This is a genomic window from Paraburkholderia sp. MM5477-R1 (genome assembly GCF_050436385.1).
Lineage (GTDB): Bacteria > Pseudomonadota > Gammaproteobacteria > Burkholderiales > Burkholderiaceae > Paraburkholderia > Paraburkholderia tuberum.
This window is the reverse complement of the sequence record NZ_JBNDMC010000001.1, coordinates 287,854-300,628: the sequence shown is the minus strand read 5'-3', so window position 1 is coordinate 300,628 and position 12,775 is coordinate 287,854. Positions and strand designations below refer to the sequence as shown.

The following is a 12,775-nucleotide window of genomic DNA, read 5'->3' as shown; positions in this document are numbered from 1 at the left end:
GGCGAAATGTCCGAGCCGTATTGGCCGATATCATTGTGGACCGAGCCGGATGCCACATCCGAGCAGTTCAGACAGCCCAAATATACGTCATGGTCTCTGCCCCCGAACAACATGAGTTTGACCTGAGACTGCGCCTGCGCAACGGTTGTGGTGCAATTCCGGTGCGTCGGTCTGTTACTCTTGAGCTTTTGACGACCACGAGCCAAATGAGCAAGCTGAAAGATCTCGAACGGTTGTTCAACGGGCGTCATTTCGACCGCGAAGTCATCGTCCTTTGCGTGCGTTGGTATCTGCGCTACAAGCTCAGTCTGCGTGATCTTGTCGAGATGATGGCTGAGCGCGGCCTGTCCCTCGCCCACACTACGATCCTGCGTTGGGTAAAGCGGCTACACGCCGGAGTTCGTCAAACGCTGGAATCGGTTGGCTACGACAGCCGGTCAGTCGTGGCGAGTCGACGAGACCTACGGTACGCCCAGCCAACGTAGCCTGCCCGCACGGGGGTGAAGTTGCTTGAGCATGTTTGGAATGCAAAACCCGGAGAAGTTGTCGTTGCAGTACCGGGGTATGCCCTTTCTCTGCTGTGAGAGAAAGTGAGCCGAAGCGGCGGTGACTTGCCGACACTGGCAAGGTGACGAAGTCCGTGGGAAACGGGGCTTGCGGCGAAGCGGTTACGCCAAGATGAGCCTCCAGGCTGAGCATGGGATGGTTGAGGAACACGAACCTGTTTGAACGCATCTGAGGGTTGAATCGTCACCCCTGCCTACACCGCTTAACAGGCAGGACGCGGATCGTTGCCGATCATATGTACGGCCCGGCAACGCGAATGCTGATTGGATATGTAGGCCCATCAGCAGGGAGCCATGGAGAGCGCGCAGCTAGGCCGTGGTATTCGCGACGACTTGCGGCAAGCAAGGATAAAGACTGCGACAGGCAACCTCGCCCGTGCGTTTTGAGTCCAGCATGTGAACTGGGGAAGGCTTGCACAGATGTTAAGGGAGTGTGTCCCCGATGATGTGCAAGCTGGCGGAGCCTCCGTAGTAGTCCGAGGCCGGGAAAGCCGGCTACATGGCGAAGGGAGGCAGTTGAAGTGGTTTGCCTGGTTGATTAACTGACTGTAGTGAGGTGAAGACCTTCGATAATCAGTGAAATACAAAGCAAACTGGTGGCACGGTGGCATGGTGTCGCCTTCGATTAGAACGACACTTCAGCGGAGAGCCGGATGCGCTGAGAGGCGCACGTCCGGTTCGGGGAGGAGAGGCAGGGAAATAGTTCGACTACGCCCTGTCTCTTACTCCACTGAAGATTCGCGGCAAATGGGCCTATCTCTACCGCGCCGTTGACCGGGCGGGAAAGACGATCGATTTTCGCCTCAGCGCGAGGCGCGACGTGGCGGCAGCAAAGGCGTTCTTCGCGAAGGCAATCAGAACTCAGGGACGCGCTCCTGAGACGATTACGCTGGACGGCTACGCGGCATCTCATCGGGCGGTCCGCGAGATGAGGACCGACGGGTCGCTACCCAGGCGAACGGAATTGCGATCCTCGAAGTACCTGAATAACCTCATTGAGCAGGATCACCGCCACATCAAATCGCGGGTAAACGTGATGCTCGGGTTCAAGCGGTTCCACAGCGCCGCCGTTACGCTCTCCGGCATCGAACTGATGCATCGCATTCGCAAAGGCCAGTTCGATCTCACCAGCATGCACCTCAAAGATACCACTTCGCCCTCGATTTGGATGGCGGCTCTTTCAGCTCGTTGAGGTCTCCGAAACATGGGCGATTTCTCGCCCGCCTACCCGGTTTGCACCACAGCCCCTTCCTTCATCATCAGCCCGCGCTCGCACAGCGAGATGCCGATCTCGTCGAACAACTTGCGCGTCAGATCATGCTCGACCAGCAGGCGACGGAACTTCAGCAAGGTGGTCGCATCCGGCACATTCTCGACCGCCAGGTCGATACCGGCGAAGGCGCGCAGCGCGATGCTGTCATACAACGCATCTTCCAGCCCTTCGTCCGACAGACCGTACCACTGCTGCAGAAAGTAGATGCGAAGCATACGCTCCAGGCCGATCGGCGGCCGACCTCGCCCGCCCTTCGGGTAGTGCGGCTCGATCGCCGCCAGCAAGCGCGGCCAAGGCACGACGCGCTCCATTTCGGCCAGAAAGCGCTGGCGTCTCGTCACACGTTTCTTGCCCGCACTTTCCGCTTCCGCAAAGCTGATCTGCGGCTTCATCGTCGATCGTCCGTCCCGTGAATTTCTTCTACAACGCCCTCGACCACATCCGCGATGACGGTCGCACCAAATAAGCGGGTAAGGAGACGGCATTACTGCCGCCCCCTCCCCAAAGAACCGCCCAAGCGACTTTCACCGCAAACGGCTCAAGCACAGCTAAAGCATCATCAGCTGATGCCGGTCTCGCCGTACTGCACAAAACCTTCGCAAACGCCATTTCGTTGGTTCATCTCATTGCTGAGACGAGGGCGCTGAACTGCGACAGCAGTCTCTTCCAAGCTTCCCTGCGTCGAATCTTAAACATGGGCCGGCGACAGCCGCACCACGCGAAAGTCTGCGCCCTTTCGGGCTAGGGCAAAGTTCGAACCCCTATCCGCTCCATTACAGAGCGGCATTCGCTTTTTCCGCGTTCTCTTACCCGCTTCCCCAACAGCTTCCCTCGCGGGTCACCTGCCAACGATTCGATGTTCCGAACCGTGGCAGAGAATCGGGCTTACCACGTTCCCGTTCTTGCCGACCCGACTGTTCCCGGGCCTATCCGTTTAGCGTCGGTCTTTCCCCCCGGCAGCGCTTGTGACGACGTGCTCCTTCAGAGGAGCAACCGGCTGCACACCTTTTTGGTCAGGGCCTGTCAGCCGCTTTTGGCCCTTCGGAATTGACGAGGTTTATCAACAGTTCGCTTACGTTACGCATGCGGAACTTGCCTGGCACCTCACACCGCACGGCGGCTGGCAGTGTCGACCCGCCCCGTCACCGGGGTAAGCCGTCAATCGAGAGGCACATTGTCTCCAAAGCTTCATACCCAGCCGTTACCAGTTGAGCATGTCTGGATAGGCAACTGTCGGTCGCACAACAGGTCGCAGTTCCAAGCGCCTTACTTCGGCGCTTGGGATACGACAAGTCAAGAACGAGCTTTGCTGCCCCACTACTTGACGTTCGACACGCTATGGGCAGCAGCACGTGTCGCACAATCAGTGTTTCCCTAGCGCGGCCAAATGAGAACGCAACACCGCCACATCTATCATCTGACCATAGTGTCCAGTAGCATTGCCATCAGACCGGACGTCTCGACCGGTACGAACGACGCCTCTGAAAAAGGGGCTTGTCGGCCACGCTATAGCATCTATCATTCTTGATTAGATCTCGTCGCGCAGTGACACACCACGCGGAACGTACGGCATCCACGCTGCGAGGCGCTGCGCAGGGCCGGACCTACTGTTCGTACGCACCCGCGTGACGGTTGCGTCTTTCCGTGCCATCCCCCATCGGTATGTTCGCGCCAACTCCCTTCCACGATAGATCGCACTCAGATAACAAGCGGATGCTGCGCGCAATTGTGTCTGGCCGTACTGCAGTTCCTGAACCGACTTTTTTTGGCCTAACGTCTGTAGTTCGAGGCGCTCGCGCGAAGGAGCGGGCAATGGATATAAGCACTGGTATGGGTGAACAGCGTCACCAGGAAAGAATTGTCGTGGCGCAGAAGCCTGAACTTGTCGAGGATAGCGTCACCGCGGCACAAGTTGAAGGCGTCGAACTCGTCGTGATTAAGCATTCGGATGCGATTACGATTTTCGAAGGCCGGTGTCCACACCAGGGCACGCTGCTGTCGGAAGGCTCGGTAAAGGACGGCGTTCTGACCTGTCGAGGACATGGCTGGCAGTTTGAATGTGCATCGGGTTGCGCCCTCAGCCAGGTGGGTGTCCGTCTGAAGCAGTTTAGCGCGCTGGTCGATGGCGCTCACGTGCTCGTTTATAGGGATGAGGTGCAGAAGTGGAAAGCATTGCACGTAAATGCTGGTCAGCCATCGTCGCCGGCCTCTCCGCGCCCAGTCCGCTCGCTAGCACAACTTCCAGGCCCCAAGGGGCTCCCCATTTTGGGTAACTTACTCCAGTTACATCCCACGAGGCTGCATCTCACCTTGGAGGAGTGGTGCCGCGACTTTGGGCCCATCTATACGTACAGGCTGATGCATCGACCGTTCGTCGCTATTGCGGATCCTAATTTGATCAATCAGATCCTGCGCGATCGGCCGGGAACCTATCGCCGCTGGGATGCAATTGAAAACGTCTCCAGGGAGCTTGGGATGAACGGCGTGTTCTCCGCTGAAGGAGAGGCATGGAGAAGGCAACGCCAGTTGGTCGCGCAAGCGTTGGACCCAGCGCATTTGCGAACGTTTTTCCCGACGCTGTGCAAAGTGACCGAGCGCCTGAGGCGCCGCCTGGACAAAGCGGCTCGCGAACAGCGATCTGTTGATATTCAGAAGGACCTGATGCGCTATACGGTAGACGTGACGACGAACCTCACGCTTGGGTATGACATGAACACCCTTGAGTGCGAGGGTGACGTCATCCAGCAACATCTCGAGCGGATATTTCCGATGCTCAATCATCGGATCAACACCCCGATTCCCTATTGGCACTACCTCAAACTGCCCGACGACAGAGCGCTGGATCGTGCTGTAAAGGCGCTTCGCGAGATCGTCAGTGAATTTATCAGCGACAGTCGCGCACGCCTTGCGCAGTCACAGGATCTTGCGTCACATCCGACCAACTTCTTGGAGGCATTGGTAGTCGCTCAAGAAGACGGCTTGGCTCCATTAACAGATGACGAGGTGTTTGCGAATGTATTTACGATACTTTTGGCCGGCGAGGATACCACGGCAAACACAATCGCCTGGATGACCTATTTCATGTGTCGTCACCCCGACGTTCAGCGCAGGATGCAAGAGGAAGTCGACTCCGTCGTTGGACAGGCGGTCATACTTGAAGACCTTGGCGATACTGATCGGCTTGCGTTTCTCGATGCTGTGGCCAACGAGACCATGCGACTCAAACCGGTCGCACCCGTTCTAGGCCTCGAAGCCAATCGCGACGTCCTGATAGGTGACGTAGACATCCCGAAGGGAACCGTCATCGCGCTGCTAACACGTTACCAGGGCTTAGAGGACAGAAGTGCTTCAGAGGCTGACGCATTCGCCCCCGACCGCTGGCTCTCTGGCGCCGATGCCGCCAGCCGTCATCGCGCTGGTTTCGTGCCCTTTGGGTCCGGGCCCCGCCTTTGCCCGGGGCGGAGTCTCGCCTTGCTCGAAATACGATCCGCGATCGCAATGATGTGCCGCAACTTCCGTTTGTCAGCATCCGAAGGTATGGCTCCGGTGGAAGAGGTGTTTGCATTCTCGATGATGCCCCGCAATTTGCGTATCGATTTCAGCGTACGCCACTGATCATTGCCGCACTGACCAATAATGAAAGGAGGAACGAAAAATGGAGCTTCCCGACATCTTGCACAATCGTCGGGCACCCATAGCCCCCTGCGGAACCGAAGCGGATTTTCTGTCAGGTGTAACTCGCGAGGATATCCGGCAAACATCGCGCGCGCTCGGGAAGAACATCGTCCGCACGCCCCTACTTCCGCATACGGCCCCGGGTAACGATCGCTCAATATTTCTCAAGCCAGAGAATTTGCAGCCGCGCGGATCGTTCAAGGTACATCGTTCCTCAATGCGGTTTCCAACCTTACGCCCACTCAGTTATCGAAGGGATGTACACGGCAAGCACTGGGAATTTCGCACTGGGCTTGACGCAGGCGGCGCGTGCACGCCAGGCAGGCGTGAGGGTCTATGTCACGAAAACCGCCTCGCAAAGCAAAATTGCGGCGCTTCGCGAGTTGGGTGCGAAAGTCGTCGCAATCAGTTTCGAAAAATGTGGGCCATCCTCTGCGGTGAAAAGCCGGTGGACGAAAACGGAACGTTCCTTCATCCGTGCTCGGGTCGCGATGTCATCGCCGCAACGCAACCATCGGGCAGGAAATTCTTGAAGATCTACCAGACGTGGATGCAATTTTGGTGCCTTTCGGCGGCGGAGGACTGGTCTTGGGCATCGCGCTGGCGTGCGCGCGTTGGGGTTCTCTCGCGGATGTGTACGCATGCGGGACCGAAGCTGCGACGCCGCTGCGTTCCGCTTTGGCAGCAGGCGGCCCTGTCACGGTGCCTGTCGACGCCAATTCCTTCGTCACGAGCATTGGGCTTTCGACTGTACTGGAATCAAATTGGCCCCTCCTCAACGCGATGGTGGACGGCGTCGCTGTATCGACGCTCGACGCAACTGCCGATTGCATTCGTCAGTTAGCAAAACACAATCATCTCGTGGTGGAGGGCGCGGGTGCAGCGGCGCTTGCGGCCGCCTACCATCCATTATTTGCTGGCAGACGCGTCGCCGTGGTCCTTTCAGGGGGCGGCATTGATATTGACGTTTTCGCTTCAATCCTGGCTGCAGACCGGTCTGTCTAGTGAACTTCGTCAGGACTGGGCGTCTTTGCGACCGATCGGTGAGGCGATTGTCGGCCCGTTACGACGCCCTGCGGAGTGGGCCGCGCTTCGATGGCCCGGATGAGGCCGGCCCCTGAATAATCTTGGTTGTCAGCATACGTTGCTTCACTTTCTCACCATCCGCAATGGTCTGGTGTCGCCCGACAAGCGGACTGCCGTGAATGTTCTCCGACTGCCTCCAATGGCCGCTTTGCGACGATCGCGAGCGGCCGAGTTCGACCAATTTTTTATTCGCCAAGCGATGCAGATTTCTTGGCTGTCGATAGTTCATCCCACAAGCGCCGCCTATACTGATTGAAGTTTGCCCCTTGTGCGGGCATGAGTTCGGGCGAGAAGAAAGGTGAACAACAACACGGTCGACGGCGATGAGGCGCCACTACTGGCCCCACCGACGCAACAGGAAGCGTTTGATGTCGTCATCATCGGTGCAGGGCTCGCTGGCTGTACCGCCGCGCGACTGTTCGCGTTGGACGGGTTGCATGTCGCGCTTGTGGAACACCACGCCGACATCGCGGCTTTCAAGCAGTTATGCACGCATTTCATCCAGGCGTCGGCCACGCCCACCCTGCGGCGTCTGGGTCTTGACCAGCTGATTGAGGACGCCGGTGGGTTGCGAAATGGCGTTGATATCTGGACCCGCTATGGCTGGACTGGTGACGTCGCGCCGCTCGACCAGAATGGTGAACCTGTCTTCGGGTACAACATTCAGCGCCGGACCCTTGATCCGATCCTCCGGCAACTGACGTCGCATACCCCAGGTGTCACAACCATGTTCGGCTGCGGTGTGCGCGCGCTGGTGAAGCAGGACGGCGTCGTCAGTGGTGTCGAGCTCGGTGGGAGCCGCACGGGCGTGGTCTCGGCCCCGCTGATCGTTGGCGCGGACGGGCGAAACTCGCCGCTGGCGGCGCTCACCGGCATCAAGCCCGCATCCTCGGAGAACAGCCGCTTCGGCGCAATTCGCGCTTACCGCGGCGTCACACTGCGGCGCGGAACCTGCTCGCAAATGTGGTTGCGCGGTCCGGAGACCGGCTACGTGTTTCCCAACGATGGCGGCGTCACAGTGATTGCCTACATGGCGACCAAGGACAAGCTCGACGGCTTTCGCACCGAGCCGGGCGAGGCACTGGCGCGCAGCATGGCCGGATTTCCCGATGCCCCCGATCTGTCCGCCGCCGAGCCGGTCGGTAACACCTTGCTTGTCAAGGACTATCCGAATCTGTGGCGGCCAGCTGCGGTCGGTAACGTCGCGTTCGTCGGCGATGCGCTGATGAGTATCGATCCCCTGTGGGGCGTCGGTTGCGGCTTCGCATTCCAGACGGCGGAATGGCTGGTTGACACGCTTACGCCGGCGCTACGGCAGGGGCGCCCGATTTCGCCCGCGCGGCAGCGTTATGCAAAACGTATTTCACGCCAACTCCGCGGCCATCGCTTCCTGATTCTCGACTATGCGCGCCGGCATGGATTCAACGCCATCGAACGGCTCACTTTCTCGGCTGCCGCGAAGGACACTGCAGCGTCAAGACATCTGCATGCCTTTGGCGCACGCATTATCGGTCCGGCCAAATTCCTTTCCCCCGGCGCTCTGGTAAGGGCGGCGTGGGTCGATCTGCGACAGCCCGCCGCGCGCTCTGCGCAACCCGACGCGCCGGTCTGACCGGCAGGTTCGCGTCGGTTTACATTTGCCACCCTAGAGACGCATGAAAGAGACATCAGTCCGCGTCGACGGAATCCGCTCTCCCCTGTTGGAGGCTGGGCCGCGCGCAGCCGACGAGGCTGTCGTTTTCGTGCATGGCAATCCGGGCTCGACTGCTGACTGGCCCCGGCTCGTGGCCAGCGTGGGTGAGTTCGGCCGCGCCGTCGCCATGGACATGCCGGGTTTCGGCGCTGCGGACAAACCTGAACATTTCGACTACAGCGTGCCTGGCTACGCGCGCCACCTCGGCCGGCTGCTGGCCGAGTGCGATGTCCGACATGCTCACCTCGTCATGCACGACTTTGGCGGCCCGTGGGGCCTCGCGTGGGCCGCCACAAATCCTCACGCCGTTGCAAGCGTGACATTGATCGACACGGGCGTCCTGCTTGATTACCGATGGCACTATCTGGCGCGCATCTGGCAGACGCGCTGGCTGGGCGAACTGTTCATGGCCACGACAACGCGTGCCGGAATGCGGCTCCTGCTTCGGCACGGCAACCCGCGTGGCTTGCCCGTGGAATATGTCGATCAGGCGTTTAACAGCTTCGATGCTGGCACTCGACGCGCCGTGCTGCGGCTCTACCGCAACACCCGCGAAACGAAACGTGCCATGCAGGATCTCGCAAACGCACTGCGCCCGCTGGATCTGCCAGCACAAGTGGTGTGGGGCGCCCACGATCCCTATATTTCAGTGGACTTCGCCGAGCGACAGCGCGAGGTCTTTCCCCGCGCCGAAGTATTGATCCTGCCGGACAGCGGTCACTGGCCTTTCGTTGATAATCCTGACGCCGTTGCCGGCACGGTCGTTCCCTTTCTTCGCTCGCAACTCAGTCCACGCTGAAGTGTTCCGAAGCTCAGTCAGCTTTCCGTCGCGGCTGTGTACACCGGAGGACAAAATGGCACTTCCAGACATTTTTCACAATCGTCGTAAGCCTCTCGCCGAACCGAATTTTCTGGCCGATGTTGCCCGCAAAGATATTGAGCAAACATCGCGCGCGCTTCGCCAAGGAAATCATCCGAACACCTCTCCTCCCTTGCATGGCGCCAACCAACGGCCGCTCAATATTTCTCAAGCCAGCGAACCTGCAACCGCGTGGATCGTTCAAGAGGTTGTGGTGCAATTCCGGTGCGCCGGTCTGTTACTCTTGAGCTTTTGACGACCACGAGCCAAATGAGCAAGCTGAAAGATCTCGAACGGTTGTTCAACGGGCGTCATTTCGACCGCGAAGTCATCGTCCTTTGCGTGCGTTGGTATCTGCGCTACAAGCTCAGTCTGCGTGATCTTGTCGAGATGATGGCTGAGCGCGGCCTGTCCCTCGCCCACACTACGATCCTGCGTTGGGTAAAGCGGCTACACGCCGGAGTTCGTCAAACGCTGGAATCGGTTGGCTACGACAGCCGGTCAGTCGTGGCGAGTCGACGAGACCTACGGTACGCCCAGCCAACGTAGCCCGCCCACATGGGGGTGAAGTTGCTTGAGCATGTTTGGAATGCAGGACCCGGTGGATTTGAAGTTGCGGTACCGGGGCATGCCCTTTCTCTGCTGCGAGAGAAAGTGAGCCGAAGCGGCGGTGACTTGCTGGACACTGGCAAGGTGACGAAGTCCGTGGGAAACGGAGCTTGCGGCGAAGCGGTTACGCCAAGATGAGCTTCTAGGCTGAGCATGGGACGGTTGAGGGACACGAACCTATTGAAACGCATCTGAGGGTTGAATCGTCACCCCTGCCTACACCGCTTAAGAGGCAGGACGCGGATCGGCACCGGTCACACGTATGGACTGGCGCCGCGAACGCTGGCTGGAGATGTATGCCGGCCAGCTGGAATCACGGAGAGCGCGCAGCTAGACCGTGGTGTCTGCGACGACTTGCGGCAAGCAAGGATAAAGACTGCGATAGGCAACCTCGCCCGTGCGCTGAGTCCAGCATGTGAACTGGGGAAGGCTTGCATAAATGTCAAGGGAGTGTGCCCCCGATGATATGCAGGCTGGCGGAGCCTCCGTAGTAGTCCGAGGCCGGGAAAGCCGGCTACATGGCGAAGGGGGGCAGTTGAAGTGGTTTGCTGGGTTGATTAGCTGACCATAGTGAGGTGAAGACCTTTGATAATCAGTGAAATGCAAAGCAAACTGGCGACATGGTCGACGGAGGACAAAGAACGCAAGTTCGATCGACTTCTGAGACTGATTGCCGACAGGGTTTGGCTGAGCGAAGCGGCTCGCATTACGCTGGCTTCCAGCGGGGCTCGCACGCCAGGCGTGGACGGTGTCAGCAAGCGCATGATGGAGGAGAATCTCCAGCATGAATTGACGACGATACGCGACGAATTGTTGGCGGGCTCGTATAGTCCGCTACCGGCGCGCCGCGTGTACATCCCGAAAGCGAACGGCAAGCTCAGGCCACTCGGCATCCCGACGGTGATTTCATAATGCACCTCTCACAGTTGAGTGTTGGAATGATGCGGCTGCAGATGCCCTGAAGTGCGCACCCAATCCCGCAGTTGTTGCTCCTTGGCGGTATCGAGCGTGATCCACCACGGCCCCCGCCCATCGAGCTTGCGGGCCGGGACTACCTGGCGCTCAATCCAGTAATAGACGACGTGTGGACTGACATGCAGCCGATGAGCGAGTTGCTGTACCGTGAGCTCGTCCGGCCGCTTGAAGCAGGTTACTTCAATTCGATACCGGTAGCGGATCCATTTGACCATCTCAAGCGTGAACGATTTGCCAGTGGAACTGCGCAAGCCTTCCTGATTGAGGTGCGCCACGATTTGCCGGTCAGGCAGATGCTGCGATAGTTCGCGTACCTGTTCGACGAACGCGGCGGGGTAACGCATCGCGTCGGCAGCCGGCGTGGGCAAGTCCACGGTGATATCAGTACACGCGCTGCCCTGCCAGCGGATATGCAGCACCGCTTGTCTCGTGGCGGACCGTCTCTCGACCGTGATGTCCCGGATGAGCAGTCGCAACATGCGCTTGCGATCCTTCGCTGATGTGGTCGGCGCCCGCCAGAGGCGCGGCAGATTGCGCGCCAGCGCGAGAACCTGGGCTTTCTGTTCGGACGTCGCGACGAGTGCCTTCTGGCTCTGGAACCGGGCGGATTCCGTCCTGATCGCCTCAAGGTGAAGCATCGCGTCATTCCAGCGCCGTTCGAGGGTACCCGCGACCAGACGATTGGCCGGATCGCATTCCTGATAGCGACGTTCAGCGAGTGCGACCTCATACTCGGCGCGTTCGATGCGCATGTGCCACTGGCGCATGATGGCATGATCGCGTTGCTCGAGTTCGCTCAGGGCGGTCACGGCGAGCTCGAGTTCGGCTGGTTGCAGGGCGGTGAATATAGCCTCGCCAATTGCGTTGTCAAGTAGTTCGCTGCGCATGCTCATGCAATCTGTGGTCGCCAGCCCCTCGCGGCGACGGGCACTGCATAAGTACAATGGATAAAGGCCGCCGTTACCCTGGTAGCGAACGGTCAACGCCCGACCACAGCCGCCGCATATCAGCAGCCCCTGAAGCAGCGCCAATCCTTCACGCGCCGCACCACTGAGCACGGTACCTTCGCCGTTGGTCCTGTTGTGCGCCAGGTGTTCCTGGTTGCGCTCAAATTCCTCCGGGGTGATATATCCATCATGATGGTCTGGCAGATGAACGCGCCACTCTGCCTTTGGAACCGGCTGTACGTGCTTATGGACCTCTCCCTGTGGTGTGATGCGCTGACGATACTGGTATCGTCCAAAAACATAGATGCCGGCATAGGAAGGATTCCGTATCAAACCGAGAACGCGTCCGTGACTCAAGCGCCCCCAGATGAGTCGACCTGCCCAGGCACCTCCATAGGCACGCTTGGGAAAGCGCAGGCCCTCTTCGGCAAAGCGCTTGACAACCGCGTACGCGCTGCCGGTCTCCTGAAACAGACGGAATGCGAGCTGCACGGCACCGCGTACCTCGTCATCGGGATCCAGGACGATGCGGCCGTCATCGCCGTAGCACAAGCCGACGGGCAGTGGAAAGCGCAACTCACCCTTCTTCGCCTTGTTGAGTTTGCCGCCCTGGAGGCGGCCGCGCAAGAAGTGCAGTTCGGCCTGTGCCATCGTACCTTTGAGACCAAGTATCAGGCCGTCGTTGAAGTCGCCCGCGTCGTAGCAGCCATCGGCGTCGATCACGAGCGTATGGGTGAGCGCGCACAGCTCGAGCAGGCGATGCCAGTCCAGATTCGAGCGTGCCAGGCGAGAAACCTCCAGTGCGAATACAGCACCCACGTTCCCCATCGAGACGTCCGCTACGAGGGTCTTGAAGTCTTCGCGGCCCGTCATCTGCGCCCCCGACTGGCCGAGATCGCGGTCCAGGACCCGGATCGCCGTCTCCGGCCAACCCAGTGCCAGCGCCTTGTCGCGCAACGCGTATTGACGCTCGGTGCTCTCCTGATGGTGCCGTACCTGGGCCAGCGTACTTTGGCGGATATAGATGTACGCCGGTTTGCTCTGATGTTGGGGGGTGATCTTGGTGTTCATCGAAGGCCTCCTCGGTCAGCT

At 59.4% G+C, this 12,775-nt stretch carries 8 protein-coding genes and 4 pseudogenes; 10 read left to right on the top strand and 2 right to left on the bottom strand.

Annotated elements, in window-relative coordinates:
* Nucleotides 1-206: 206 nt before the first annotated feature.
* Both OKW35_RS01470 and OKW35_RS01465 read left to right on the top strand, forming a co-directional pair.
* A pseudogene (locus OKW35_RS01470) lies at nucleotides 207-465 on the top strand (IS6 family transposase); the annotation flags it as partial.
* Between the two features lie 840 nt (nucleotides 466-1,305).
* Nucleotides 1,306-1,758 (top strand): annotated as a pseudogene (locus tag OKW35_RS01465) (IS6 family transposase); the annotation flags it as partial.
* 44 nt (nucleotides 1,759-1,802) lie between these two features.
* Here the strand turns inward: OKW35_RS01465 and OKW35_RS01460 are convergent.
* Nucleotides 1,803-2,231 (bottom strand): annotated as a pseudogene (locus OKW35_RS01460) (transposase); the annotation flags it as partial.
* A 1,420-nt stretch (nucleotides 2,232-3,651) separates the two neighbouring features.
* On the opposite strand from OKW35_RS01460, the gene OKW35_RS01455 reads away from it, so the two are divergent.
* From OKW35_RS01455 to OKW35_RS01420, 8 genes and pseudogenes are all read left to right on the top strand, one after another.
* Nucleotides 3,652-5,454 carry a cytochrome P450 gene (locus OKW35_RS01455; RefSeq protein ID WP_429551040.1) on the top strand — a complete coding sequence of 601 codons (1,803 nt, stop codon included), beginning with the start codon at nucleotides 3,652-3,654 and terminating at the stop codon, nucleotides 5,452-5,454.
* A 317-nt stretch (nucleotides 5,455-5,771) separates the two neighbouring features.
* Nucleotides 5,772-6,047 carry a pyridoxal-phosphate dependent enzyme gene (locus OKW35_RS01450; protein ID WP_429551039.1) on the top strand — a complete coding sequence of 92 codons (276 nt, stop codon included), beginning with the start codon at nucleotides 5,772-5,774 and terminating at the stop codon, nucleotides 6,045-6,047.
* On the top strand, nucleotides 5,992-6,519 hold the full coding sequence (locus OKW35_RS01445; protein ID WP_429551038.1) for a pyridoxal-phosphate dependent enzyme: 528 nt from the start codon (nucleotides 5,992-5,994) through the stop codon (nucleotides 6,517-6,519). Before OKW35_RS01450 ends, OKW35_RS01445 begins: the two co-directional genes overlap by 56 nt.
* Nucleotides 6,520-6,898: 379 nt before the next feature.
* The gene (locus OKW35_RS01440; protein WP_429551037.1) at nucleotides 6,899-8,212 is read left to right on the top strand and encodes an NAD(P)/FAD-dependent oxidoreductase; all 1,314 of its coding nucleotides are present in this window, start codon (nucleotides 6,899-6,901) and stop codon (nucleotides 8,210-8,212) included.
* A 43-nt stretch (nucleotides 8,213-8,255) separates the two neighbouring features.
* Nucleotides 8,256-9,092 carry an alpha/beta fold hydrolase gene (locus OKW35_RS01435; protein ID WP_429551036.1) on the top strand — a complete coding sequence of 279 codons (837 nt, stop codon included), beginning with the start codon at nucleotides 8,256-8,258 and terminating at the stop codon, nucleotides 9,090-9,092.
* A gap of 55 nt (nucleotides 9,093-9,147) precedes the next feature.
* Nucleotides 9,148-9,408: a hypothetical protein gene (locus OKW35_RS01430; protein WP_429551035.1), complete on the top strand. Its 261-nt coding sequence runs from the start codon at nucleotides 9,148-9,150 to the stop codon at nucleotides 9,406-9,408.
* A gap of 14 nt (nucleotides 9,409-9,422) precedes the next feature.
* Nucleotides 9,423-9,681: pseudogene (locus OKW35_RS01425) on the top strand (IS6 family transposase); the annotation flags it as partial.
* A 680-nt stretch (nucleotides 9,682-10,361) separates the two neighbouring features.
* Nucleotides 10,362-10,673 (top strand): hypothetical protein, encoded by a 312-nt coding sequence (locus OKW35_RS01420; RefSeq protein ID WP_429358609.1) that lies wholly within the window; start codon nucleotides 10,362-10,364, stop codon nucleotides 10,671-10,673.
* Nucleotides 10,674-10,681: 8 nt separating this feature from the next.
* Here the strand turns inward: OKW35_RS01420 and OKW35_RS01415 are convergent, their stop codons facing one another.
* Nucleotides 10,682-12,754, bottom strand: a complete 2,073-nt coding sequence (locus tag OKW35_RS01415; RefSeq protein WP_429551034.1) for a recombinase family protein — start codon at nucleotides 12,752-12,754, stop codon at nucleotides 10,682-10,684.
* Between the last annotated feature and the right edge of the window lie 21 nt (nucleotides 12,755-12,775).

Excerpts from the sequence above, each read along its gene's own strand:
- OKW35_RS01430 (WP_429551035.1), top strand. The coding sequence starts at position 9,148 with ATGGCACTTCCAGACATTTTTCACAATCGTCGTAAGCCTCTCGCCGAA.
- OKW35_RS01435 (WP_429551036.1), top strand. The coding sequence starts at position 8,256 with ATGAAAGAGACATCAGTCCGCGTCGACGGAATCCGCTCTCCCCTGTTG.
- OKW35_RS01415 (WP_429551034.1), bottom strand. The coding sequence starts at position 12,754 with ATGAACACCAAGATCACCCCCCAACATCAGAGCAAACCGGCGTACATC.
- OKW35_RS01450 (WP_429551039.1), top strand. The coding sequence starts at position 5,772 with ATGTACACGGCAAGCACTGGGAATTTCGCACTGGGCTTGACGCAGGCG.
- OKW35_RS01455 (WP_429551040.1), top strand. The coding sequence starts at position 3,652 with ATGGATATAAGCACTGGTATGGGTGAACAGCGTCACCAGGAAAGAATT.
- OKW35_RS01420 (WP_429358609.1), top strand. The coding sequence starts at position 10,362 with ATGCAAAGCAAACTGGCGACATGGTCGACGGAGGACAAAGAACGCAAG.